General features: G+C 60.8%; 23 protein-coding genes. 12 read left to right on the top strand and 11 right to left on the bottom strand.

Annotated features, from left to right (window positions below; genetic code table 11):
• Positions 1–19: 19 nt before the first annotated feature.
• From AC06G5_RS03945 to AC06G5_RS03925, 5 genes are all read left to right on the top strand, one after another.
• Positions 20–1,513, top strand: coding sequence for an RNA polymerase factor sigma-54 (locus AC06G5_RS03945; protein WP_413421114.1), 1,494 nt, complete (start codon positions 20–22; stop codon positions 1,511–1,513).
• Positions 1,514–1,587: 74 nt separating this feature from the next.
• On the top strand, positions 1,588–1,896 hold the full coding sequence (gene hpf, locus AC06G5_RS03940) for a ribosome hibernation-promoting factor, HPF/YfiA family (protein WP_008018717.1): 309 nt from the start codon (positions 1,588–1,590) through the stop codon (positions 1,894–1,896).
• 12 nt (positions 1,897–1,908) lie between these two features.
• On the top strand, positions 1,909–2,373 hold the full coding sequence (gene ptsN / locus AC06G5_RS03935; protein WP_008018718.1) for a PTS IIA-like nitrogen regulatory protein PtsN: 465 nt from the start codon (positions 1,909–1,911) through the stop codon (positions 2,371–2,373).
• Positions 2,374–2,375: 2 nt separating this feature from the next.
• Positions 2,376–3,233: an RNase adapter RapZ gene (gene rapZ / locus AC06G5_RS03930; protein WP_413421117.1), complete on the top strand. Its 858-nt coding sequence runs from the start codon at positions 2,376–2,378 to the stop codon at positions 3,231–3,233.
• 15 nt (positions 3,234–3,248) lie between these two features.
• Complete coding sequence (locus AC06G5_RS03925; protein ID WP_480458999.1) at positions 3,249–3,524, top strand: HPr family phosphocarrier protein; 276 nt, start codon at positions 3,249–3,251, stop codon at positions 3,522–3,524.
• 148 nt (positions 3,525–3,672) lie between these two features.
• Here AC06G5_RS03925 and pmbA read toward each other — a convergent pair whose 3' ends face one another.
• Complete coding sequence (pmbA, locus tag AC06G5_RS03920; protein WP_413428590.1) at positions 3,673–5,019, bottom strand: metalloprotease PmbA; 1,347 nt, start codon at positions 5,017–5,019, stop codon at positions 3,673–3,675.
• Positions 5,020–5,127: 108 nt separating this feature from the next.
• Here pmbA and yjgA point away from each other — a divergent pair, with 108 nt between their 5' ends.
• Positions 5,128–5,652, top strand: coding sequence for a ribosome biogenesis factor YjgA (gene yjgA, locus AC06G5_RS03915; protein ID WP_008018722.1), 525 nt, complete (start codon positions 5,128–5,130; stop codon positions 5,650–5,652).
• Between the two features lie 60 nt (positions 5,653–5,712).
• Here the strand turns inward: yjgA and tldD are convergent, their stop codons facing one another.
• From tldD to mreB, 8 genes are all read right to left on the bottom strand, one after another.
• Positions 5,713–7,155: a metalloprotease TldD gene (gene tldD / locus AC06G5_RS03910; protein WP_111280901.1), complete on the bottom strand. Its 1,443-nt coding sequence runs from the start codon at positions 7,153–7,155 to the stop codon at positions 5,713–5,715.
• Positions 7,156–7,167: 12 nt separating this feature from the next.
• Positions 7,168–8,022, bottom strand: coding sequence for a carbon-nitrogen hydrolase family protein (locus tag AC06G5_RS03905; RefSeq protein WP_413428591.1), 855 nt, complete (start codon positions 8,020–8,022; stop codon positions 7,168–7,170).
• Positions 8,023–8,204: 182 nt separating this feature from the next.
• Entirely contained in the window at positions 8,205–12,008 is a 3,804-nt protein-coding gene (locus AC06G5_RS03900) for a YhdP family protein (RefSeq protein ID WP_480458998.1), read from the bottom strand.
• A 75-nt stretch (positions 12,009–12,083) separates the two neighbouring features.
• Positions 12,084–13,541 carry a ribonuclease G gene (gene rng, locus AC06G5_RS03895; protein ID WP_007970246.1) on the bottom strand — a complete coding sequence of 486 codons (1,458 nt, stop codon included), beginning with the start codon at positions 13,539–13,541 and terminating at the stop codon, positions 12,084–12,086.
• A gap of 45 nt (positions 13,542–13,586) precedes the next feature.
• On the bottom strand, positions 13,587–14,195 hold the full coding sequence (locus AC06G5_RS03890) for a Maf family protein (RefSeq protein ID WP_413428593.1): 609 nt from the start codon (positions 14,193–14,195) through the stop codon (positions 13,587–13,589).
• A gap of 32 nt (positions 14,196–14,227) precedes the next feature.
• Complete coding sequence (gene mreD, locus AC06G5_RS03885; RefSeq protein WP_413428594.1) at positions 14,228–14,719, bottom strand: rod shape-determining protein MreD; 492 nt, start codon at positions 14,717–14,719, stop codon at positions 14,228–14,230.
• On the bottom strand, positions 14,719–15,840 hold the full coding sequence (gene mreC / locus AC06G5_RS03880) for a rod shape-determining protein MreC (RefSeq protein WP_413705508.1): 1,122 nt from the start codon (positions 15,838–15,840) through the stop codon (positions 14,719–14,721). Before mreC ends, mreD begins: the two co-directional genes overlap by 1 nt.
• Before the next feature lie 143 nt (positions 15,841–15,983).
• A complete protein-coding gene (gene mreB / locus AC06G5_RS03875) occupies positions 15,984–17,021 on the bottom strand; it encodes a rod shape-determining protein MreB (protein ID WP_002555108.1) in 1,038 nt (345 codons plus the stop codon).
• Positions 17,022–17,232: 211 nt separating this feature from the next.
• Between mreB and gatC the strand changes: the two genes are divergently transcribed.
• The 6 genes from gatC to AC06G5_RS03845 all read left to right on the top strand — a co-directional run bounded on the left by gatC (position 17,233) and on the right by AC06G5_RS03845 (position 22,450).
• Entirely contained in the window at positions 17,233–17,520 is a 288-nt protein-coding gene (gene gatC, locus AC06G5_RS03870) for an Asp-tRNA(Asn)/Glu-tRNA(Gln) amidotransferase subunit GatC (protein WP_024011606.1), read from the top strand.
• 16 nt (positions 17,521–17,536) lie between these two features.
• Positions 17,537–18,988 carry an Asp-tRNA(Asn)/Glu-tRNA(Gln) amidotransferase subunit GatA gene (gatA, locus tag AC06G5_RS03865; RefSeq protein ID WP_057398872.1) on the top strand — a complete coding sequence of 484 codons (1,452 nt, stop codon included), beginning with the start codon at positions 17,537–17,539 and terminating at the stop codon, positions 18,986–18,988.
• A gap of 10 nt (positions 18,989–18,998) precedes the next feature.
• Positions 18,999–20,444 carry an Asp-tRNA(Asn)/Glu-tRNA(Gln) amidotransferase subunit GatB gene (gatB, locus tag AC06G5_RS03860; protein WP_413426886.1) on the top strand — a complete coding sequence of 482 codons (1,446 nt, stop codon included), beginning with the start codon at positions 18,999–19,001 and terminating at the stop codon, positions 20,442–20,444.
• Between the two features lie 142 nt (positions 20,445–20,586).
• On the top strand, positions 20,587–20,961 hold the full coding sequence (locus AC06G5_RS03855; protein WP_057398870.1) for a septal ring lytic transglycosylase RlpA family protein: 375 nt from the start codon (positions 20,587–20,589) through the stop codon (positions 20,959–20,961).
• Between the two features lie 50 nt (positions 20,962–21,011).
• The gene (locus AC06G5_RS03850; protein WP_413426929.1) at positions 21,012–22,073 is read left to right on the top strand and encodes a calcium/sodium antiporter; all 1,062 of its coding nucleotides are present in this window, start codon (positions 21,012–21,014) and stop codon (positions 22,071–22,073) included.
• Between the two features lie 41 nt (positions 22,074–22,114).
• Positions 22,115–22,450 (top strand): carboxymuconolactone decarboxylase family protein, encoded by a 336-nt coding sequence (locus AC06G5_RS03845; protein ID WP_413426931.1) that lies wholly within the window; start codon positions 22,115–22,117, stop codon positions 22,448–22,450.
• A 131-nt stretch (positions 22,451–22,581) separates the two neighbouring features.
• On the opposite strand, the gene AC06G5_RS03840 is transcribed toward AC06G5_RS03845, so the two are convergent.
• Complete coding sequence (locus tag AC06G5_RS03840) at positions 22,582–23,523, bottom strand: AEC family transporter (protein WP_413703586.1); 942 nt, start codon at positions 23,521–23,523, stop codon at positions 22,582–22,584.
• 168 nt (positions 23,524–23,691) lie between these two features.
• Complete coding sequence (gene garD, locus AC06G5_RS03835) at positions 23,692–25,245, bottom strand: galactarate dehydratase (RefSeq protein WP_413426890.1); 1,554 nt, start codon at positions 25,243–25,245, stop codon at positions 23,692–23,694.
• Positions 25,246–25,249 lie beyond the last annotated feature (4 nt).

The following is a 25,249-nucleotide window of genomic DNA, read 5'->3' as shown; positions in this document are numbered from 1 at the left end:
AAGGTGTTAAGCCCCTGCCATGAAACCATCGCTAGTCTTGAGAATGGGCCAGCAGCTGACGATGACACCGCAGCTGCAACAGGCCATCCGCCTGCTCCAATTGTCGACCCTGGACCTGCAACAGGAAATCCAGGAGGCCTTGGAGTCCAATCCGATGCTCGAACGCCAGGAAGAAGGCGACGACTTCGACAATTCCGATCCCTTGGCCGACAACGCCGAACAAAAGCCCAACACCGATATCCAGGAACCCTCCTACCAGGAAAGCGCCCCGACGGTTGATAACCTCGAAGAAGGCGACTGGAACGAGCGCATCCCCAACGATCTCCCCGTCGACACCGCGTGGGAAGACGTTTACCAGACCAGCGCCAGCAGCCTGCCCAGCAACGATGACGACGAGTGGGACTTCACCACCCGCACCTCGGCCGGCGAAAGCCTGCAAAGCCACTTGCTGTGGCAACTGAACCTGGCTCCGATGTCCGACACCGATCGCCTGATCGCCGTGACCCTGATCGATTGCATCAACAATCAGGGCTATCTGGACGAAACCCTCGAGGAAATCCTCGAAGCCTTCGATCCGGAGCTGGACATCGAACTGGACGAAATCGAAGCCGTCCTGCACCGCATCCAGCAATTCGAGCCCGCCGGCATCGGTGCCCGCAACCTGGGCGAATGCCTGCTGCTGCAATTGCGCCAGTTGCCAGCCAAGACCCCTTGGCTGGCCGAGGCCAAGCGCCTGGTCAGCGATTACATCGACCTGCTCGGCAGCCGCGACTACAGCCAGTTGATGCGCCGCATGAAGCTCAAGGAAGATGAACTGCGCCAGGTCATCGAACTGGTCCAGAGCCTCAACCCGCGTCCGGGCTCGCAGATCGAGTCCACCGAAGCCGAGTACGTCGTTCCCGACGTGATCGTGCGCAAGGACAACGAGCGCTGGCTGGTGGAGCTGAATCAGGAGTCGGTGCCACGGCTGCGGGTCAACGCCCAGTACGCCGGTTTCGTGCGCCGCGCTGACACCAGCGCCGATAACACGTTCATGCGCAATCAGTTGCAGGAGGCCCGCTGGTTCATCAAGAGCCTGCAAAGCCGCAATGAAACCCTGATGAAAGTAGCCACCCAGATCGTCGAGCATCAGCGCGGGTTCCTCGAATATGGCGACGAAGCCATGAAGCCGCTGGTCCTGCACGACATCGCCGAAGCGGTCGGCATGCATGAGTCGACGATTTCACGGGTGACCACCCAGAAGTTCATGCATACCCCCCGGGGCATATATGAACTGAAATACTTTTTCTCAAGTCACGTAAGCACCTCCGAAGGCGGCGAATGCTCGTCCACGGCGATCCGGGCGATCATCAAAAAACTGGTTGCCGCGGAAAATCAGAAAAAGCCGTTGAGTGACAGCAAGATCGCTGGTTTACTGGAGGCACAAGGCATTCAGGTGGCCCGCCGCACCGTCGCCAAGTATCGCGAATCCCTCGGGATCGCGCCTTCGAGCGAACGCAAGCGGTTGATGTAGGGCCACGCCACAGCGTTCCAGTGGTAGATCATCTGGTCTACCGCTTTATGCACTGGCAACGAAGGAGAAGCTGTATGCAAGTCAACATCAGTGGACACCAACTGGAAGTGACCGAACCTCTCCGCTCCTACATCGGCGAAAAACTCGAACGACTGGAGCGACACTTCGACAAGATCACTAACGTGCAGGTCACGATGACCGTCGAAAAGTTGAAGCAGAAAATCGAAGCCACATTGCATATTCCCGGGAATGAAGTGGTCGCGAACGCGGAACATACCGATATGTACGCCGCGATCGATGCACTCACCGACAAGCTGGATAAACAACTCAAAAAGCATAAGGAAAAGACCCAGAGCCTCCTTCAGGGCGCAACCGGTCGCTAACACTCCCAACCCATGATCCGACTTGAAAGTATCCTGACCCCCGGCCGTTCCCTGGTGAACGTGCCGGGTGGCAGTAAAAAGAAAGCCCTCGAACAAATTGCCAATCTGATCGCCCGCGAAGTGCCGGGTCTGGAGATGCAAGATGTCTTCGAGGCGCTGATTGCCCGTGAAAAACTCGGCTCCACCGGTTTTGGCAACGGCATCGCCATTCCACATTGCCGTCTCAAGGGCTGTGTATCGCCCATCAGTGCATTGATGCACCTTGACGCCCCTATCGATTTCGACGCCATCGATGGTGCGCCGGTTGACCTGCTGTTCGTATTGCTGGTCCCGGAAGCCGCCACCGATGCGCACCTTGAACTGCTTCGGCAGATCGCCAGCATGCTCGATCGCAAGGACGTGCGCGACAAACTGCGCAGCGCTCCGAGCAATGAAGCCCTGTATCAGGTTGTCCTGGACGAGCAAAACGGTCAGTAATCATGCGCTTGATCATCGTCAGTGGCCGCTCCGGCTCAGGTAAAAGCACCGCCCTCGACGTCCTTGAGGACAACGGGTACTACTGCATCGACAATTTGCCTGCCGGCCTGCTGCCGGAACTGGCCGAACGAGCGCTGATTCATACTGAACTGGTGCAGCCGCTGGTCGCCGTTTCCATTGACGCCCGCAACCTGCCCAGCCACCTGTCACGCTTCCCCGACCTGCTCGAAGAAGTCCGCAGCCGCCACATCCAGTGCGATGTCCTGTACCTGGACGCCGACGAAGAAACACTGCTCAAGCGCTTCTCGGAAACCCGCCGACGTCACCCCCTGACCAACGCCAACCGCTCGCTGGCCGAAGCCATCAGCGTCGAGAGCGTCCTGCTCGGGCCGATTGCCGACCTCGCCGATCTCAAGATCAACACTACCAGCCTGAACCTGTATCAACTGCGCGATGCCATCAAACTGCGCCTGTTGAATCAACCGGAACCCGGCACTGCGTTCCTGGTGGAATCCTTCGGGTTCAAACGCGGCATGCCGGTGGACGCCGACCTGGTGTTCGATGTGCGTTGCCTGCCAAACCCTTACTGGAAACCGGAATTGCGCGAGCAGTCCGGGCTCGATCAACCGGTTGCCGAATATCTGGCGGCACAGCCGGATGTCGAAGAGATGTTCCAGGACATTTCCACATACCTGCTAAAGTGGCTGCCTCGTTTTGCCGCCAGCAACCGCGCCTACGTCACCATTGCCATTGGCTGCACGGGCGGACATCACCGCTCCGTCTACCTGACCGAGCGTCTGGGGCAGACGCTGCAAAAATCCCTGAAGAACGTCCAGGTTCGCCACCGCGACCTCAGCTAAAGGACTCACATCGCGATGCCTGCTCTGGAAATCGAAATCATCAACAAGCTGGGCCTGCATGCCCGCGCTTCTGCAAAATTCGTTGGTGTCGCCGGCCAATTCACGGGTTGCACGATCCGCGTGGGACGCACGCCAGAATCCACCGTCGATGGAAAAAGCATCATGGCCATGATGATGCTCGCCGCCGGCAAGGGCACCAAAATCCATCTGAGCACGGAAGGCGAGCAGGAACGGGAAGCGATGGATGCGCTGGTGGCCTTGATCAACAATTACTTCGACGAAGGCGAGTAAACGCGCGGCTTTGTGGCGAGCGCCGTATCCATCACCATCATCAAGCAAAACGGCGTTTTTGTTTCTGTGTTTCCCGAAACTCCGCGAAGAACCATAAAAAAGGCGCGCCACCCATTGGGTGGCGCGCCTTTTTGTGTCACAGGAAGGGTTAGCTGCCCGCCACCGTCATCCGCTCGATCAGCACCGAACCGGTGCGGATGTTGCTGCGAAGTTCGAGATCATTACCGATCGCGACGATCTGTTTGAACATGTCGCGCATGTTGCCGGCGATGGTCACTTCCTGGACCGCGAACTGGATTTCGCCGTTCTCGACCCAGTAACCCGCCGCGCCCCGGGAATAATCACCGGTGACCATGTTCAGCCCCTGGCCCATCAACTCAGTGACCAACAGCCCGCGCCCCATACGCCGCAGCAAGGCCGCCTGGTCTTCATCGCCGTGGGTGACGAACAGGTTGTGCACGCCGCCAGCGTTGGCCGTACTCGGCATGCCGAGCTTGCGGCCGGAGTAGGTGCCGAGGATGTAGGACACCAATTCGCCTTTTTCGACGAACGGCTTGGCGTAGGTTGCCAGGCCATCGCCATCGAACGCAGCACTACCCAATGCCCGCATCAGGTGCGGACGCTCGTCGATGGTCAGCCACTCCGGAAACAGCTTCTGACCGAGAGTGCCCTCGAGGAACGAAGACTTGCGATACAGGCTGCCGCCGGAAATCGCCGACAGGAAACTGCCGAACAGCCCCCCGGCCAATTCTGCGGAAAACAGCACCGGCACCTCGCAAGTCGGCACCGGACGCGCGCCCAGACGGCTCGCCGCCCGTTGCGCAGCGCGCTGGCCGATGCTGACCGGGTCGGCGAGCAAATTGCCCTGTCGGTTCACGTCGTACCAGTAATCACGCTGCATCTGGCCGTCGGCTTCAGCGATCATCACGCAGCTCAGGCTGTGGCGAGTGGACGCGTAACCGCCGATAAACCCATGGCTGTTGCCGTAGACGCGGCAGCCCTGATGGGTGCTGAGGGTGGTGCCGTCGGCGTTCTTGATCCGGCTGTCGGCGGCAAACGCCGCGGCTTCGCAGGCCAGGGCCTGTTCGATGGCTTGTTCCGGAGTAATGTCCCATTGGTGGAACAAGTCGAAATCCTGAATATCCCGCGCCATCAGCGCGGCATCCGCAAGGCCCGAGGCTTCGTCTTCCGAAGTGTGTTTGGCGATGGCCAGTGCAGCGGCAACCGTTTCGCGAATCGCTTCCGGACCGCTGGCCGAAGTGCTGGCCGAGCCTTTGCGCTGGCCGACATACAAGGTGATGCCAAATCCCTGATCGCGGTTGAATTCGACCGTTTCGACTTCACGCTGGCGCACCGTAGTCGACAAACCCTGCTCAAGCGACACCGCCACTTCACAGGCACTGGCCCCCTGGCGCCTGGCTTCAGCGATGATCTGCTCGACTTGTTCCTGCAGTGCCGGCAACGCTTGTGGGCCGACGCTTTCAACTGCACTCATGCTGTTCTCCACTCAAATTCTGCTTTCGGTAACGGTCATCGAGCGACCGGGCCGGACAAGCGGCCCCCGACTGGTTATCATGGCGGCGTTTCTTAGCGGACTGCCACCATGGTTGATTCTTACGACGACTCCCTCGATACGGGAGAAAAAAGCAAATCCCAGGTCAAACGCGAGCTGCATGCTCTGGTTGACCTTGGCGAGCGCCTTACAACACTCAAGCCTGACTTGGTTGCAAAGCTGCCCTTGACCGACGCCTTGCGCCGGGCCTTGGCCGATGCACCCAAGCACACCGCGAACATCGCGCGTAAACGGCACCTTCAGTTCATCGGCAAGCTGATGCGCGATCAGGACACTGACGCCATTCTGGTCTTGCTCGATCAACTCGATGCCTCCACTCGCCAGTACAACGAGCGTTTCCATAACCTGGAGCGCTGGCGAGATCGCCTGATTGCCGGTGACGATGCCGTTCTGGAAAAGTTCGTCGTCGACTACCCTGACGCCGATCGCCAGCAACTGCGTTCCATGATCCGTCAGGCCCAGCATGAGGTTGCGCAAAACAAGCCTCCTGCTTCCAGCCGTAAAATCTTCAAGTACATCCGTGAGCTGGACGAGACTCAACGCGGTCTGCGTTGAATCCCTGATCGGGTGAGTTGCCCTGCAACTCACCCGAAGCTTCACTGTTTCAAAAACCGCTTACGCGCCCGTGCCACCCACGGTGATCGCATCAATCTTCAGCGTTGGCTGGCCGACACCCACCGGCACCGACTGCCCATCCTTGCCGCACGTGCCCACGCCGCTGTCCAGCGCCAGATCATTACCGACCATCGACACCTTGCTCATGGCTTCCGGCCCGTTGCCGATCAACGTCGCACCTTTGACCGGTGCAGTGATCTTGCCGTCCTCGATCAGGTACGCCTCGCTGGTGGAAAACACGAACTTGCCGCTGGTGATGTCCACCTGACCGCCACCCAGGTTGGCGCAGTAGATGCCGCGTTTCACCGAGGCGATGATTTCCTCCGGGTCGCTTTCACCGGCGAGCATGTAGGTATTGGTCATGCGCGGCATCGGCAGGTGCGCGTAGGATTCGCGACGGCCGTTACCGGTGCGAGCCACACCCATCAGGCGGGCATTGAGCTTGTCCTGCATGTAGCCCTTGAGTACGCCGTTTTCGATCAGCGTGGTGCATTCGGTCGGCGTGCCCTCGTCATCGACGCTCAACGAGCCGCGACGACCGGCCAGGGTGCCGTCATCGACAATGGTGCACAGCTTCGACGCAACCATCTCGCCCATGCGCCCGCTATAAGCCGAGCTGCCCTTGCGGTTGAAGTCGCCCTCCAGGCCATGACCGACGGCTTCATGCAGCAGCACACCCGACCAGCCGGAACCGAGCACCACCGGCAAGGTTCCGGCCGGTGCCGGAATGGCTTCAAGGTTGACCAGCGCCTGGCGCAACGCTTCACGGGCATAGCCCATGGCGCGGTCTTCGCCGAGGAAATAACGGTAATCGGTCCGACCGCCACCGCCATGACCGCCGCGCTCGCGGCGACCGTTCTGCTCGACGATCACGCTGACATTGAAACGCACCAACGGCCGCACATCCGCCGCCAGACCGCCGTCGGTGGAAGCCACCAGAATCCGCTCCCAGACACCGGCCATGCTCACGGTGACTTGCTGGATGCGTGGGTCGAGGGCGCGGGTCGCGGCGTCGACTCGCTTGAGCAAATCGACTTTCTCGGCACGGGTCAGCACTTCCAGGGGATTGTCCGGCGCATACAACTGCGCGACGTCCTGGCTGGTGAATGCCTGTACCGTGCCGTGTTGCCCGGCCCGGGAAATCGAACGGGCGGCACGCGCCGCAGCGCCCAGGGCTTCAAGAGTGATGGCATTGCTGTAGGCAAAACCGGTTTTTTCACCCGATTGCGCGCGCACGCCCACACCTTGGTCAAGGTTGAAGCTGCCCTCCTTGACGATGCCGTCTTCCAGCGCCCAGGACTCGGAGATCTGTCCCTGGAAATACAGGTCGGCCGCATCGATGCCCGGCCCGGCCAGATCGCCAAGCACGCCTTGCAGGCTCTCGATCGTGACGCCACCGGGCGCCAACAGGTGTTCACTGACTGAGGACAACAACTCGCTCATATGCTTTACGCCTTAAATTCGTCGTTCTGATGCAGGTCGCTGGGCGCCCTGCGAGAAAAAGCGCCGGTGACTGGACACCGGCATCCGCGCCCGGATGGACGCCTGTTCGCTACTGTCGCGTTCGGCCAGCAGCACGGCCTCGCCTTGATCCTGTTGTGCCAGCACACGACCCCATGGGTCGATTATTGCCGCATGCCCCCAAGTTTCCCGCGGCCCCGGATGCGTCCCACCTTGGGCTGCCGCGAGCACATAACACTGGGTTTCGATGGCTCGCGCGCGAATCAGCACGTCCCAGTGCGCAGCGCCGGTCACGGCGGTAAAGGCCGACGGCGCGGTAATCAATTCCGCTCCGGCAGCACGCAATTCGCTGTAGAGCTCCGGGAAGCGCAAGTCATAACAAACCGTCAGTCCGACCCGGCCGACCGGTGTGTCCGCCACGACCACCCCGCTGCCATAAGCATAGTCATCGGATTCACGATAACGGCCACGATTGTCCGCCACATCGACGTCGAACAGGTGCAGCTTGTCGTAGCGCGCCACCGTTTCGCCCTGGTCGTCGACCAGCAACGAACAGGCATGCACTTTGGCCGTCGGTTGATCCACCGGCGGCAACGGCAATGTGCCGGCCACTATCCATAACTTGAGGTCGCGTGCGGTCTGTTTCAACCAGGGCAGGATCGGGCCTTCGCCCAGTGCTTCGGCGCGCCCGATGTCGGCAATGTCGCGCCGGCCCATAGCGGCGAAGTTTTCCGGCAATACCGCCAGTTTCGCACCGCCAGCAGCCGCTTGTTCAAGTAGCCGACGGGCCTGGGCCAGATTGGCCAGCACATCGCTCTGGCTGACCATTTGAATCACCGCGACAGACATGACCTTTTCCTTATTGAAATCAACACAGTCCTGTAGGAGCGAGCTTGCTCGCGATGAGTTTGAATGCGACGCGTGTTTTCAGGCGGCCCACGTCATCGTTCACGTCCATCGCGAGCGAGCTCGCTCCTACAAGGGGCGAGCCGCAATGGTCATGCTACTCCATAGGCCCGAAGGATGGCTTTTCAAAAAGGCTTGTCGAAGGTGATTTTCGGTTCTTTCCACGGCCCGTTGACGGTGTATTTCACACTGGCGAAACGGGCGACCCGGTCACCGATCAGCTTGTCGATCAGGAACAGCGCCCCACCGACCGCCGGTGCACCGACGATCAGTGCGGCGATCGGCAGGTTATTGGTCACCGGCAAGGTCACCAACAGTTTCGCATCGATCTGATCGGCCACCATGTTCAGGGTGCCGTCGAGTTCGATCGTGCTGGACGGCCCCGTCAGCCGGATCGGCTCACGGGTGACATACACTCCGTTCGTCCCAACCAGCAGCCCCTTGACCCGGTCATAACTCAGGCCTTTGCCGAACAGGTCGGAGAAGTCCAGGCGCAGGCGCCGGCCGATGGAGTTGAAGTTGAGTAAACCAAATACCCGCAGCGCCTGGGCACTGCCTTCAACCTCGACGAACTGGCCCTGATTGAGCGTCGCATCGAGCGAACCGGAGAAACGCTTGGTCGCTACCCAGGCCGGCGATCCGGGCCAGCGGCCATCGACATCCATATAAAAGTCCTTGCTGGTGACGCTCGGTGCATACCCCCAGTTCTTCAGCACATCGGCGAGGTTCTTGCCGCTGATGCGTCCCTTGTACCAGCTTGAGCTGGCGCCGGGCACGCCTTCCCAGCCACCGCTGCCCACCAACAGAATGCCCTTGAGGCCCAGGTCCAGCGAGTTGAACACGATGCCGTTGGCCGTCGGGCGAATTTTCAGCGACCAGCCGCCCACCAGATCCTGGCCCTGGAATAACTGATTGATGGTGATGTCCATCGCGGGGATTTTCGTCGGGTCTACCGACGCCAGCGGATCCGGTGAGTTTTCATCGGCCAGCACGGCCGGGTCCGGTGCGGGCAGGCGCACGGTTTGCAGATTGATCGTGATCGGCACCGCGTTCGTATCGGGCAGGTTGGCGTTGCCCTTGATCTGCTGGCTGTCGAGTTGCAGCGCCCAGGCGGAAGCCTTGCGCGTCAGCTGGATCGAGGCCTGATCGAGCGTGGTGCCGATACCGCTGAGCTTGCCCACCTTGAAGTCCGCACCGCTGAGCAATTGCCTGGCGCTGCCGCCAGGGTCCTGTCCGGCGTATTTATCCACCAGGTCCTTCCACGGGCCAACGTCCAGCTCCGACAGCACGCCTCGTACCCGCAGGCCTTTGGTGTCAGGCAATACCGCCTCGCCGCCACCGAGGGACAATTCCCCGCGACCGTCAGCGAAATTGCTGGCCGGGGCCGCGAACGTGAAGCTCGCCAGATCCCCGTAGTTGACCCAATAGCGCCGTTCGTCGCCCTGCAAGGTCATACGGAACTTCGTGTCGCGCCCGGTATCGGCGGTGATGCCGAACGGCGCAGGCAAGTCGACAGCCACGCCCTTGAGGCTGGAATTGACCAGCAACTGGCTGTCGGCGCCGTTCAAGGTCAGTTGCAGTTGATAAGGGATCACGCCACTCGCCGGCAGAGGCTGGGCCACCTTCAGCCAATCGGTCAGTTTCTTGACCTCGACCTGGCCCGACGCGGTCACCCGGGTATTGAGTTTACCCGGGCTGCCATCAGCAAAAATCTGTGCGGTAACCGGCTTGTCGAATGCCCTTGCGCTGATGTTCTGCCCGCTCAGGCCTTTGGCACTGTCGAAACGGAAGTCACCTTTGAGCTGGGTCAGTTCCAGTACAGGCTCGGCCAGTTTCAAACGTGCCTTGGCGGTCTTGAAATCGACGAGGATCTTCGGCTCCTCGCCTTTTGCCAGTGGAATGTCCAGGTTCAACTTGCCTTGCAGGTCTCCCTCGCCTTCCCAGCCGGCAAAGGTTGCCCCGGTGCCGATCGGCGCTTCCTGGAGGATTTTCAGGCCATCGCCCAAACCGCCGGCAAATCCGCCTTCGAGGAACAGATGAACGTTCTGCCCGGCAGGCACATGGGGAATGTTGACGTAAACATCGTTGACCTGGGTGTCGAGCAATTGGCCCTTGCTGGCCAGAATCCGCACACCGCTGTCTTCGACGAACACGTCGCCGCTGACCTTGCCGACATGGGGCCAGCCCGGCTGGAAGGCCAGTTCGGCATCGTGAACCTTGAAGTACAGGCTGATGCTGCGATCCACGTCTGCGGCACCGTGACTGAGCGAGCCTTGATACTGGAAGAAGCCTTGATCCACCGCGCCTTTGAGAATCGCGGTGCGCAGCCATTCATCCAGCGCCGGGCTGAGAACCGCCGGCAAGTACTTGGCGGTGTAGCGACCGTCACCGTCCACCAGGCCGACCCGCAGGTCCATGTAATCTTCCTGGGTGTGATCGAAATGCAGGCGAATCAGGAAGTCGCCAGCGATCTTGCCCTCCTCGCCCAGCACTTTCAGGTACGGCGCGATCAGGGTGAAACCTTCTTTATCGAGTTTCCAGGTCAGCCGCGCATTGGCCTGAATGTACTGCCAAGGCTTGGCGAAAATCGGGTCCAGGTGCAGCATGAAATCCTTGCTGTCCATGCGCAGTTCGCCGTGTCCCAGGTCACCGCTGATGCTGCCGCTGACATTTCGGGCCGCCGGCGCACCGTGATAGGCATCGAAGCCTACCTGGTCGAGGTTGGCGGCAAACCCGAACTTGCTGTCGTCGGTGGCATTCGGGCGCAAGTCGACCAGCACGTTACGCAATCCACCCGTGACTTTCAGCCGCTCGACGACCTTGGCAAAACCTTCCGGCAACGGCGCCAGGGCGTTGAGCAACGGCGTAAGCGGAGTGAGATCGACCCGGTCGGCTTGCAGGTGCCAGAGCTCTTCGGTTGTATTAGTGGCGGCGCTTTGCTTGAGCTGCAAATGCGTTTCCCAGCGGGTCTCGCCGAGGTTCATCGCCAGGGAATCCAGAGTCACTGACACGCCTTCGGCGCTGCGCTGGAAGTAACCATTGAGCGCCAGGTTATTGATCTGGATCGGCTTGCGCTCGGCGTAGGCGCCCTTGAGTTGTGGCGCGTTCAAGCGCACTGCTGCGCTTTGCAGGGTGCCTTTGCCCCAGGTCAGCCAAAGCTCGCCACCGGCCTTGATCTCGGAAAAACTCCACTCCTGGGTCACTCGCTCGGGCAACCACTTCGACCAGTCGCTTTGCGGCAGGCTCAGGTAGGCCTCGGCTTCACCGTCCTTCCATTGGCTGGCACGAATGCGGGTGCGCAGACTCATGGCCACCGGCTGGCCGTCGGGCAGGGTCAGGCGGGCGTCGAGTCGCTGCCGGGTAGCACCTGTTTTCAGATTCACGCCGACGTAAGTCAGAGTCAGCGGCGACTGGGCAAATGGCTGCAACGTTACCTGGCTGTCCAGCACCGTCAGTTGCTGGATCATCTGCATGCGATCGAGCAGTTGTTCCGGATCAGTTGGCTGGTCCTGCTGCACCGGCAATCCTTCCAGCGCCCATTGACCGTCGTTGCCCTCCTTGACGCTGATCTTCAGGCCGCTGAGTTCCAGATGAGCGATGCGTACCTGACGGGCCAGCAGGCTGGCCCAAAGGTCCGGCACCGCACGCACCTGATCCAGGTGCAAGGCATTGGCGCCCTCGCCGACCGTCACATCGTGCGCCATCAATATGGGAGCGAATCCACTCCAGCTGCCTTCGAGCTCGCCGATCTGCAATGGCATGCCCAAGGTATCGCTGGCTTTGCTTTCGATGTCGGCACGGTACTCGGCGACTAACGGCGTCAGCTCCCGGCCAAGGCTGACGTAGAGCGCCATCAACACCAAAACCAACGCGCACAGGCCCAGACCCCAGCGGGTCAGTGCGGCCAAAATGCGTGTCAGACGGTCCATGTCAGATGGCCCCCATGGCAAAAAATTTGCAAAAAGCTGAGGCCAGCCATTCTTGAACAATCAAAACGATACGCTTCAGAGCAGCACCACGTCGTATTGTTCCTGGGAATACATGGTTTCGACCTGGAAGCGGATGGTGCGCCCGATAAACCCTTCCAGCTCGGCGACGTTGCCCGACTCTTCGTCGAGCAGGCGGTCCACCACTTTCTGGTTCGCCAATACACGATAGCCTTCCGCCTGATAGGCGCGAGCCTCACGCAGGATTTCGCGGAAGATTTCGTAGCAAACGGTTTCCGGGGTCTTGAGCTTGCCGCGTCCCTGACAGGCGTTGCACGGCTCGCACAACACTTGCTCAAGGCTTTCGCGGGTCCGCTTGCGGGTCATCTGCACCAGGCCCAGTTCGGTGATACCGATGATGTTGGTCTTGGCGTGATCGCGTTCCAATTGCTTTTCGAGCGTGCGCAACACCTGGCGCTGGTGTTCTTCATCTTCCATGTCGATGAAGTCGATGATGATGATTCCGCCGAGGTTACGCAGGCGCAATTGACGGGCGATGGCCGTCGCGGCTTCGAGGTTGGTCTTGAAGATGGTTTCTTCGAGGTTGCGATGGCCGACGAACGCCCCGGTGTTGACGTCGATGGTGCTCATGGCTTCCGCCGGATCGACCACCAGATAACCGCCGGACTTGAGCGGGACCTTGCGCTCGAGCGCCTTCTGGATTTCGTCTTCGACGCCATACAGGTCGAAAATCGGCCGCTCGCCCGGGTAATGCTCCAGACGGTCGGCAATCTCGGGCATCAATTCGGCGACGAATTGCGTGGTTTTCTGGAAGGTTTCCCGGGAGTCGATGCGGATCTTCTCGATTTTCGGGCTCACCAGATCACGCAGGGTGCGCAGCGCCAATCCGAGGTCTTCGTAGATAACGCTGGGCGCACTGATGGTCTTGATCTGGGCGCTGATCTGATCCCAGAGCCTGCGCAGGTAGCGGATGTCCATGAGGATTTCATCGGCGCCTGCGCCTTCGGCTGCCGTGCGCAGGATGAAACCGCCGGCCTCCTTGATACCTTCCTTGGCCACGCAATCAGTGACCACTTGCTTGAGGCGTTCGCGCTCGGCTTCGTCTTCGATCTTCAGGGAAATGCCGACATGTGCGGTGCGTGGCATGTACACCAGGTAACGCGAAGGGATCGACAACTGAGTAGTCAGGCGTGCGCCCTTGGAACCGATCGGGTCCTTGGTCACTTGCACCACCAGGCTCTGGCCTTCGTGCACCAGGGCACTGATGCTCTCGACCGCTGGGCCTTCGCGCAGGGAAATTTCCGACGCATGAATGAACGCGGCACGATCGAGGCCGATATCGACGAATGCCGCCTGCATCCCCGGCAATACCCGCACGACTTTGCCTTTATAGATGTTGCCGACGATCCCGCGCTTTTGCGTACGCTCGACGTGGACCTCTTGCAGGACACCGTTTTCGACCACCGCCACGCGCGACTCCATCGGCGTGATGTTGATCAGGATCTCTTCACTCATGGCAGGGTCTCGTTCAGGCATGTTCACGATAATGGCCGCATCTGTTCAGAACGTTGCTTGGTCTGCGTTCCGGGCTTGCCAACAGGGTATGCCGAAATGGCCGAGCAGTTCCGCGGTTTCGCAAAGCGGTAGTCCGACCACCGCTGAATAACTTCCATTGAGCCCGGCGACAAACACCGCACCCAGTCCTTGAATACCATAACCGCCCGCCTTGTCCCTTGGTTCGCTGCTGGCCCAATAGGCGGCGGCTTCTTCACGACTGATATCACGAAAGCGCACCCGACTGGTGACAACCCGGGACTCGCAACGTTCGCCATCGAGCACGGCAATCGCGGTCAGGACCTCATGCTCACACCCTGACAACATCATCAACATGGTGCACGCATCCGCTTGATCAACCGGTTTGCCGAGAATCTTTCCGTCGAGCACCACGGCGGTATCGGCTCCGAGCACACAGAACGGGCCATCGGACACGACAGCGCTGCGCCCTGCTTCGGCTTTGCCGCGCGCCAGGCGCTCGACGTAGGCCGAAGGGGATTCTTGTGGTAAAGGGGTTTCATCGATGTCCGCACTGACGGCGGAGAATGGAACGCCGATCTGCGTGAGCAGTTCACGTCGACGCGGCGAACCAGAGGCGAGGTACAACCGTTTCATCAAGACCTCTCCCTGTCTAATGCCAGACCGAATCAATTGATTTTGTAGCGTCGACGCAATCCGCGCAAACCGAAACTGATCCAGGGCCAGAGCAATGCACTGACCAGTGCCGGCAGCACCAGCGCCAGCGTCGGCTGACGATTGCCGGTCAAGGCACTGAGCCATAGCTGTACAAGTTGGGCGAGGCCGAAGATCACCAGGATCACCAGGCTCTGCTGCCACATCGGGAACATCCGCAGGCGTTGTTGCAGCGCCAGTACGAGGTAGGTGATGAGCGTCAGGATCAATGCGTTCTGGCCCAACAAGGTGCCGTAGAGCACGTCTTCAGCCAGTCCCAGGCAAAACGCCGTTACCATCCCGACTGTCTGCGGCATGTTCAACGCCCAGAATGCCAGCAGCAAGGCCAGCCACAGCGGGCGCAGGATTTCCATGAATTGCGGCAGGGGCGAAACGCTCAGCAGCAGCCCGACGGCGAACGTCAGCCAGACTATCCAGCCGTTTCGGGATGCTTTTACACCGCCCATTATTCTCTCCCCACTGGAGTGGCCGGCGCGGCGACTGGCGGTTTGGCGGCAGGCTTCGCGGCAGCGGGTTTAGTCGCCGCAGGATGCGTGGCCGCAGGCTTGGCTGGCGTGGTGGCTGGCTTGGCTGGCGCAGTGGCCGCAGGCGCCGCCGTGGCAGGAGTCGCCGGTGCGGCGGCCGGCGCAGCGGGAGCTGCAGGGTTGACCAGTTTCGGAACTGTCGCCGGAATGATCGGACCACCGCCCTGTGCGTCCAGGTTTTCCTGGGCCTGGGCGGCGTCGTTGGCGCGCTCTTCGGCAGTACGATTGTCACTGAACACCAGCAGCAGGTAACGGCTGCGGTTCAAGGCGGCGGTCGGAATGGCGCGGACAATGGCAAACGGCTGGCCGGAATCGTGAATCACTTCCTTGACCGTCGCCACCGGGTAACCGGCCGGAAAACGTTGCCCGAGGCCGGAGCTGACGAGCAAGTCGCCTTCCTTGATGTCGGCGGTATCGGCCACATGACGCAACTCGAGACGCTCCGGGTTGCCGGTGCCGCTTGCAATCGCCCGCAAACCGTTACGGTTCACCTGCACCGGAATGCTATGGGTGGTATCGGTCAATAGCAGGACGCGAGAGGTGTAGGGCATCAACTCGACCACCTGGCCCATCAGGCCACGGGCATCGAGTACCGGCTGACCGAGGACCACGCCGTCGCGCTCGCCTTTATTGATGATGATGCGATGGGTGAAGGGGTTGGGGTCCATGCCGATCAACTCGGCCACTTCGACTTTCTCGTTGACCAGTGCCGAAGAGTTGAGCAACTCGCGCAGCCGAACGTTCTGCTCGGTCAGGGCGGCAAGTTTCTGCATGCGCCCCTGCAACAGCAGGTTTTCAGTCTTGAGTTTTTCGTTTTCGGCGACGAGTTCGGTCCGGCTGCCAAACTGACTGGCAACGCCTTCCCACAGTCGTCCGGGCAGGTCGGTGATCCAGTAGGCGTCCATCAGCACCAGCGACATCTGGCTGCGTGCAGGCTTGAGCAGACTGAAACGGGCGTCGACCACCATCAGCGCGACCGATAGCACGACCAGCACCAACAGGCGCACGCCCAGTGAAGGGCCCTTGGTGAAAAGCGGTTTAATAAGCCGCTCCTCCCAGGCAAATGTTCTGTTTATTCATACGGCGGCAATCCGGCCTGGATGCAGACTGACAGAAGATAAACGCGAACAGGCAGCACTGCAAAGTGCCGCCTGCGCGCTCAACAGCATAGAGGCGATCCGGCGACTTATTCGCTGGAAAGCAGGTCCATGGTGTGTTTATCCATCATTTCCAATGCACGGCCACCACCGCGAGCAACGCAGGTCAGCGGGTCTTCGGCAACGATCACCGGCAGACCGGTTTCCTGGGCCAGCAGCTTGTCCAGGTCACGCAGCAAGGCGCCACCACCGGTCAATACCAGGCCGCGCTCGGCGATGTCGGAAGCCAGTTCCGGAGGCGATTGCTCCAAGGCGCTTTTCACGGCCTGAACGATGGTTGCCAGGGACTCTTGCAGAGCTTCCAGCACTTCGTTGGAGTTCAGGGTGAATGCGCGTGGAACGCCTTCGGCCAGGTTGCGGCCACGAACGTCGACTTCGCGAACTTCGCCGCCCGGGTAGGCCGTACCGATTTCCTGCTTGATGCGCTCTGCAGTCGACTCACCGATCAGGCTGCCGTAGTTGCGACGCACATAGGTGATGATCGCTTCGTCGAAGCGGTCGCCGCCAACGCGGACGGATTCGGCGTAAACCACACCGTTCAGGGAGATCAGCGCGATTTCGGTGGTACCGCCACCGATATCCACGACCATCGAACCGCGGGCTTCTTCAACCGGCAGGCCGGCACCGATGGCAGCGGCCATTGGCTCTTCGATCAGGAATACTTCGCGGGCACCGGCACCGAGGGCCGATTCGCGGATGGCACGACGCTCAACCTGGGTGGATTTGCATGGAACACAGATCAACACGCGAGGGCTAGGCTGCAGGAAGCTGTTTTCGTGAACCTTGTTGATAAAGTACTGCAGCATTTTTTCGCACACGCTGAAGTCGGCGATAACGCCGTCCTTCATCGGACGAATGGCAGCGATGTTGCCCGGAGTACGGCCGAGCATGCGCTTGGCTTCGGTGCCGACAGCAACGACACTTTTCTGGTTACCGTGTGTCCGAATGGCCACAACGGAGGGCTCATTCAGGACGATACCGCGCTCGCGCACGTAAATAAGGGTGTTGGCAGTGCCCAGGTCAATGGAAAGATCGCTGGAAAACATGCCACGCAGTTTCTTGAACATGGGAAAGGGACCCTAGGCAACGCGTGGGTAAAAAAGTGCGGCAAACTCTAACAACGACAGGGATTTTGGGCAAGGCGCCAATATGTTAAATTGGCCGCTTTTCTGTGCACCAAGCCCCACAATCGCGGCCTTATGACCGTAGAAGTGCGGTAGTGTTCCGACAATCTAACACACGGACGCCGTCCGTTTTGTTTTCCACTGGAGAATCCCAATGGCGCTAGAACGCTCCGACGTGGAAAAAATCGCTCATCTGGCCTGCCTTGGCCTCAATGATGCCGATCTTCCACACATCACTTCGGCCCTCAACAGCATTCTCGGGCTGGTCGACGAAATGCAGGCGGTCGATACCGACGGTATCGAACCGCTGGCCCACCCGCTGGAAGCCAGCCAGCGCCTGCGCGCGGACGTCGTGACCGAGACCAATAACCGCGAGGCCTACCAGTCCATCGCACCAGCGGTCGAAAACGGCCTGTACCTGGTTCCGAAAGTCATCGACTAAAGGGAAAGAGCCTGCAATGCATCAATTGACTCTGGCCGAGATCGCCCGCGGACTCGCCGATAAAAAGTTTTCCTCCGAAGAGCTGACCAAAGTCCTGCTGGCGCGCATCGCCCAGCTCGATCCACAGCTCAACAGCTTCATCAGCCTCACCGAGGACCTGGCGCTCACGCAGGCGAAAGCCGCTGATGCACGCCGCGCCAATGGTGAGAGCGGCGCCCTGCTCGGCGCGCCGATCGCCCACAAGGACCTGTTCTGCACCCAGGGCATTCGCACCAGTTGCGGCTCGAAGATGCTCGACAACTTCAAGGCCCCGTACGACGCCACTGTCGTCGCCAAGCTGGCCGCTGCCGGCGCCGTGACCCTGGGCAAGACCAACATGGACGAATTCGCCATGGGTTCGGCCAACGAGTCGAGCTACTACGGCGCGGTGAAAAACCCGTGGAACCTGGAACACGTGCCTGGCGGTTCGTCCGGCGGTTCGGCTGCCGCGGTTGCCGCTCGTCTGTTGCCTGCGGCCACCGGCACCGACACCGGCGGCTCGATTCGTCAGCCAGCAGCCCTGACCAACCTCACCGGCCTGAAACCGACGTACGGTCGCGTATCGCGCTGGGGCATGATCGCTTACGCCTCCAGCCTCGATCAGGGCGGTCCGTTGGCGCGCACTGCCGAAGACTGCGCAATTTTGTTGCAAGGTATGGCCGGCTTCGATCCGAATGACTCCACCAGCATCGACGAACCCGTGCCGGACTACAGCGCCAGCCTCAACGGTTCGCTGCAAGGCCTGCGTATCGGCGTGCCGAAGGAGTACTTCAGCGCCGGTCTCGATCCACGCATTGCCGACCTGGTCATGGCCAGCGTCGAAGAGCTGAAAAAGCTCGGCGCCGTGGTCAAGGAAATCAGCCTGCCGAACATGCAGCACGCGATTCCTGCGTACTACGTGATCGCCCCGGCGGAAGCCTCTTCCAACCTGTCGCGCTTCGACGGCGTGCGTTTCGGCTACCGTTGCGCAGACCCGAAAAACCTGGAAGACCTGTACAAGCGCTCCCGTGGCGAAGGTTTCGGGACAGAAGTGCAGCGCCGGATCATGGTCGGTGCCTACGCCCTGTCCGCCGGTTACTACGATGCCTACTACCTGAAGGCGCAGAAGATTCGTCGCCTGATCAAGAACGACTTCATGGCCGCTTTCAATGAGGTCGACATCATCCTCGGCCCAACCACGCCGAACCCGGCCTGGAAGCTTGGCGCCAAGAACAGCGACCCGGTCGCTGCGTACCTGGAAGACGTCTACACCATCACCGCCAACCTCGCGGGCCTGCCAGGCCTGTCGATGCCGGCCGGTTTCGTCGACGGTCTGCCGGTCGGCGTGCAACTGCTCGCCCCGTATTTCCAGGAAGGCCGCTTGCTCAACGTTGCGCACCAGTACCAGTTGAACACTGACTGGCACACCCGCACCCCAACCGGCTTCTGAGGAGACACACATGCAATGGGAAGTCGTGATCGGGCTGGAGATTCACACCCAGCTCACCACCCGGTCGAAAATCTTTTCCGGTAGTTCCACCACCTTCGGTTCCGAACCGAACACCCAGGCCAGCCTGGTAGACCTGGGCATGCCCGGCGTGCTGCCGGTGCTGAACCAGGAAGCGGTGCGCATGGCGGTGATGTTCGGTCTGGCGATTGACGCCGAGATCGGCCAGCACAACGTGTTCGCCCGTAAAAACTACTTCTACCCGGACCTGCCCAAGGGCTACCAGATCAGCCAGATGGAATTGCCGATCGTCGGCAAGGGCCACCTGGACATCGCCCTGGAAGACGGCACGGTCAAACGTGTCGGCATCACCCGGGCGCACCTGGAAGAAGACGCCGGCAAGAGCCTGCACGAAGAGTTCAGCGGCGCCAGCGGCATCGACCTGAACCGTGCCGGCACGCCGTTGCTGGAAATCGTCTCCGAGCCGGACATGCGCAGCGCCAAGGAAGCCGTGGCTTACGTCAAGGCGATCCACGCGCTGGTGCGTTACCTGGGCATCTGTGACGGCAACATGGCCGAAGGCTCGCTGCGTTGCGACTGCAACGTATCGATCCGTCCAAAGGGTCAGGTCGAGTTCGGCACGCGCTGCGAGATCAAGAACGTCAACTCGTTCCGTTTCATCGAGAAGGCGATCAACAGCGAAATCCAGCGTCAGATCGAATTGATCGAAGACGGCGGCAAAGTGATCCAGCAGACCCGTCTGTACGATCCGAACAAGGACGAGACCCGTCCGATGCGCAGCAAAGAGGAAGCCAACGACTACCGTTACTTCCCTGATCCGGACCTGCTGCCGGTGGTCATCGAGGACTCGTTCCTCAGCGACGTACGCGCCACGCTGCCCGAGTTGCCACCGCAGAAACGCGAACGCTTCCAGGAGCAGTTCGGTCTGTCGGTCTACGACGCCAGCGTGCTGGCCACCAGCCGCGAACAAGCCGATTACTTCGAGAAAGTCGCGAGCATCGGTGGCGACGCCAAACTGGCGGCGAACTGGGTGATGGTCGAGTTGGGCAGCCTGCTCAACAAGCAAGGCCTGGACATCGATCAATCGCCGGTTTCCGCCGAGCAACTGGGCGGCATGCTGCTGCGCATCAAGGACAACACCATCTCCGGCAAAATCGCCAAGGTGGTGTTCGAAGCGATGGCCAACGGCGAAGGCAGCGCGGACGAGATCATCGACAAGCGCGGCCTCAAGCAAGTGACCGACACCGGCGCCATCTCGGCGGTGCTGGACGAAATGCTCGCGGCCAACGCCGAGCAGGTCGAACAATACCGCGCGGCAGACGAAGCCAAGCGCGGCAAGATGTTCGGCTTCTTCGTCGGCCAGGCCATGAAAGCCTCCAAAGGCAAGGCCAACCCGCAACAAGTGAACGAATTGCTCAAAAGCAAGCTCGAAGGCTGATAGAAATGGAGCCAGATTTCAGGCCTGGCTCAAAACCTTATAGGAGCGAGCTTGCTCGCGATGGAATGTCAGTTGGCATCGACGTGACTGACACACCATCGCGAGCAAGCTCGCTCCTGCAGTTATTTCGGGAAACCTTCGAATGAAACGTCTGCTCGGCGCCTGCGCCCTCCTCTCGCTCCTGGCCGGTTGCGCCAGCACCGACACCGTCGATCCGCATGGTTACGATAAAACCGGCGTGGCTTCGTACTACGGTGCCAAACACCAAGGCAAACGCACCGCCAATGGCGAGCGTTTCGACAAGAATTCCATGACTGCCGCCCATCGCCAGCTACCCTTCGGTACGCGGGTGAAGGTGACCAATCTCAATAACGACAAATCCTGCGTGGTGCGCATCAATGATCGTGGGCCGCACACCCGTGGCCGCCTGATCGACCTGTCCCACGAAGCCGCCGCACGCCTGGGCATGCTCAAAAGCGGCACAGCCCGGGTGCGGGTCCAGGCTCTCGACGACTGACCGATGGAGCCCCGACCATTTTCGGATTAGCCGATTTGCCCCTGATCAGCGTGATCGAATTGCTCAGCGGATTGTTCCTGCTGATCATCGGCGCCGAATTGATGGTGCGCGCCGCCGTACGCATTGCCGCGCGGTTGCACATACGCCCACTGATCATCGGCCTGACCATCGTTGCTCTCGGCAGCAGCGCACCGCAAATGGCGGTCAGCCTGCAAGCGACCCTGGCGCATAACGCCGACATTGCCGTCGGCAGCGTGATCGGCAGCAGCATTTTCAACATCCTCGTCACCCTCGGGTTGTCTGCGCTGATCATTCCATTGCGGGTTTCCCGGCAACTGGTACGCCTGGATATCCCGCTGATGATCGGCGCCAGCCTGTTGGTGTTCGTACTCGCCTGGAATGAAGAACTGACCCGTGCCGACGGCGTGATGTTGCTGACGGCACTGGCGATTTACCTGGGCCTGTTGCTGCGCCAGTCACGGCATTCGGCGCGGCCGGTATCGAGTCATGACCACCACGGCGACGCGCCATGGCTGAGCAGCCTGCTGATGATTATCGCCGGGCTGGCGATGCTGGTGTACGCCGGGCACTTGCTGTTGGGGGCTGCCGTTGCGGTCGCCACCGATCTTGGGCTGTCGGAGCGGATCATCGGCCTGACCATCGTCGCTGTCAGCACATCACTGCCTGAGCTCGCCACTTCGTTGATCGCCGCGATGCGCGGCGAGCGTGATATTGCCGTGGGCAACGTGATTGGCAGTAACCTGTTCAACCTGTTGGGCGTGCTCGGCTTTACCGCTCTGGTGGCGCCGTCGCCGCTGTCGGTGTCGCCCAACGCCCTGGATTTCGACCTGCCGGTGATGCTCGGCGTCGCGGCGCTGTGCCTGCCGGTGTTCTACTCCGGCTACCGGGTGACTCGCGCCGAAGGCTTGCTGTTACTGGGCTTGTACCTGGCGTATGGGCTGCACGTGGTGTCGTTCACCACCGGCATGCCACTGGCCGGCAAGCTGGAACACTTGATGCTGTTTTTCGTCCTGCCGGCACTGGTGGCGTTCTTGCTGTTCACGTCACTACGCGCCTGGCGTCGCCAACACCATAAGAGGGAAATCCCGTGACCGAGAATAAAAAACCCGGCGTTGAAGTCCGCCGCCAAGTGATGGGCGACGCCTTCGTCGACCGCGCACTGGGCAACGCTACCGAGTTCACCCAGCCGCTGCAGGATTTCGTCAACGAACACGCCTGGGGCGGTGTATGGAATCGCGACGGCCTGCCGCTGAAAACCCGCAGCCTGATCACGCTCGCCGCTCTGACCGCGCTGAAGTGCCCGCAGGAGTTGAAAGGTCACGTGCGCGGTGCGCTGAACAACGGCTGCACCGTGGAGGAGATTCGCGAGGCGCTGCTGCATTGCGCGGTGTATGCCGGCGTGCCGGCGGCGATTGATGCGTTTCGCGCGGCGCAGGAAGTGATTGATAGCTACCAGAAGCCGGAGTAACTATCCGAAAGTTGCAGTGTTGGTTGCGCCGTCTTCGCGAGCAAGCCCGCTCCCACATTTGGAACGAATTCCCCCTGTGGGAGCGGGCTTGCTCGCGAAGACGGCCCTTCAATTCACCGCAAATCCTGACGCTAGATCCACCCACCCCACTGCAAAAAGAAGATCCCGACGTTGGTGGTGACCGCCGCCATCAACGTGGTGATCACGATGATCGCCGCCGCCAGTTCATGGTTACCATCCGCCGCCCGGGCCATGACGAAACTGGCAGCGGCGGTCGGGCTGCCGAAGTACAGAAACAGAATCCCCAGTTCCGCACCACGAAAGCCCCACAGCCATGCGCCCAGCGTCGCCAGCACCGGCAGGCCGATCATCTTCACCAGGCTGGAGCTCAGCGCCATGTTGCCGCTTTTGCGCAGCGCCGCCAGCGACAGCGTGCCGCCGATGCAGATCAACGCCAGCGGCAGGGTGGTTTGCGCCAGATACTGGCCGGAGGTCTCGAGCCATCCCGGCAAGCCGATCTTGAAAAAGGCGAACGGCGCAGCCGCAATCACGCTGATGATCAGCGGATTGCTGAACACGCTTTTGCAGATGCTCCACGGATCGGACTTGATCACCGGGCTGTACACCGCCAGCACGATGGTCGACAGCGTGTTGTAGAACAGGATCACCAGCGCCGCGAGGATCGCCCCGAGGGAAATCCCGTAGTCGCCATACATGCTTGCCGCCAGCGCCAGGCCGATGACCCCGTTGTTACCGCGAAAGGCACCCTGGGTGTAGATCCCCCGATCTTCCCGCGGGCACTTCCAGATCGCCCAGCCCCAGGCGATGGCAAAACACACCAGCGTTGCCAGGGAGAAGTAGATCAACAACGCCGGCTGCAACGCCGCGTGCAGGTCGGCATGCAGGATGCCCAGAAACAGCAGCGCCGGCATGGTGACGTTGAACACCAATGCTGACGCGGTGTGGATGAAGTTGTCGTTGATCCAGTCGATGCGCTTGAGCAGCACCCCCAGAAACAGCATGGCAAACACCGGCGCGGTGATGTTCAGGGTTTCGAGGAAAATTGCCAGCATGCCGGAAGGACCTTGGGGTGTGCGTCGTTAGGGGGCTAATGATAAGCCACCGGCGACCTCGGCGTCTGGTAGATCGCCTTCGCGAGCAAGCCCGCTCCCACATTTGATCTTCATGCGACGCTGATCCAATGTGGGAGCGGGCTTGCTCGCGAAGCAGGCGACTCGGTCTTACGTAATCGGCGCCGGGTTGAACAGGGTAATGTCGTTATGCAGCTTGTGCTTCTCCGCCCACGTCTGCTGCTTGCCGCTGGCCACGTCCAGGTAGTAGTGGAACAGTTCCCAGCCGAGCTCCTCGATGGATGCGCGCCCGGTGGCAATGCGCCCGGCGTCGATGTCGATCAGGTCCGGCCAGCGTTGCGCCAGTTCGGTCCGTGTCGATACCTTCACCACCGGCGCCATGGCCAGCCCGTAAGGCGTGCCGCGACCGGTAGTGAATACATGCAGGTTCATCCCCGCCGCCAACTGCAATGTACCGCAGACAAAGTCGCTGGCCGGGGTCGCACAGAAAATCAGGCCTTTGCGCTTGAAACGCTCGCCAGGGCCAAGCACGCCATTGATCGCGCTGCTGCCGGACTTGACGATCGAGCCCAATGACTTCTCGACAATGTTCGACAGCCCGCCCTTCTTGTTACCCGGCGTGGTGTTGGCACTGCGATCGGCTTCGCCCTTGGCCAGGTAACGGTCGTACCAGTCCATTTCCCGTACCAGTTCCTGGGCGACGTCCTGGTTTTCCGCGCGGGAGGTCAGCAGATAAATGGCATCGCGCACCTCAGTGACTTCGGAAAACATCACCGTCGCACCGGCCCGCAGCAGCAAGTCCGAGGCATAGCCGAGTGCCGGATTCGCGGTGATGCCGGAGAACGCATCACTACCGCCGCACTGCATACCGAGGATCAGCTCGGATGCCGGCACGGTTTCCCGGCGGCGTTGATCAAGCTTCTTCAGACGGACTTCGGCCAGCTCCATGATCTGCTCGATCATCTCGGTGAAACCGTGGCTGGAATCCTGCAAGCGGTACAACCACGGTTCGCTGAGATCCACCGAGCTGTCGTTGTCGTGCATCACCTGTCCGGCCTGCAACTTCTCGCAGCCCAGGCTGATCACCAGGGCTTCACCGCCCAGGTTCGGGTTGCGCGCCAGGTTGCGCACCGTGCGGATCGGGATGTAGGCGTCGGTAGCGGTAATGGCCACGCCGCAGCCGTAGCTGTGGGTCAGCGCCACCACGTCATCGACGTGCGGGTACTTGGGCAGCAACTCGGCCTTGATGCGCTTGACCGCATGATCGAGCACGCCGGTCACGCATTGCACGGTGGTGGTGATACCGAGAATGTTGCGCGTGCCGACGGTGCCGTCGGCGTTGCGATAACCCTCGAACGTGAAGCCTTCCAGCGGTGCTTGCGCGGCCGGCACGTCGGTGGACAGCGGCAGGCTGTCCAGCGGCGGCGCGGTCGGCATGCGCAGTTGATCTTCCTTGACCCAACTGCCGCGGGGAATCGGCTGCAAGGCGTAGCCAATGACCTGGCCATAACGAATCACCTGGCCACCCTGGGGAATGTCTTCCAGGGTGACCTTGTGGCTCTGTGGCACGAAGTCCACGGTGACCAGGCCGTCCGCAAACTCGGTACCGGCCGGTACGCCTTGATCGTTGACCACGATCACTACGTTGTCCCGCTCGTGCAGGCGGATGTAGCGCGGCGAGTCGGAATGTTCAATCAACTGCATGACG

This window comes from Pseudomonas sp. WT-JTC, from assembly GCF_056711565.1.
The sequence above is the reverse complement of the archived record's forward strand: the minus strand, read 5'-3'. Positions and strand labels throughout refer to the sequence as shown.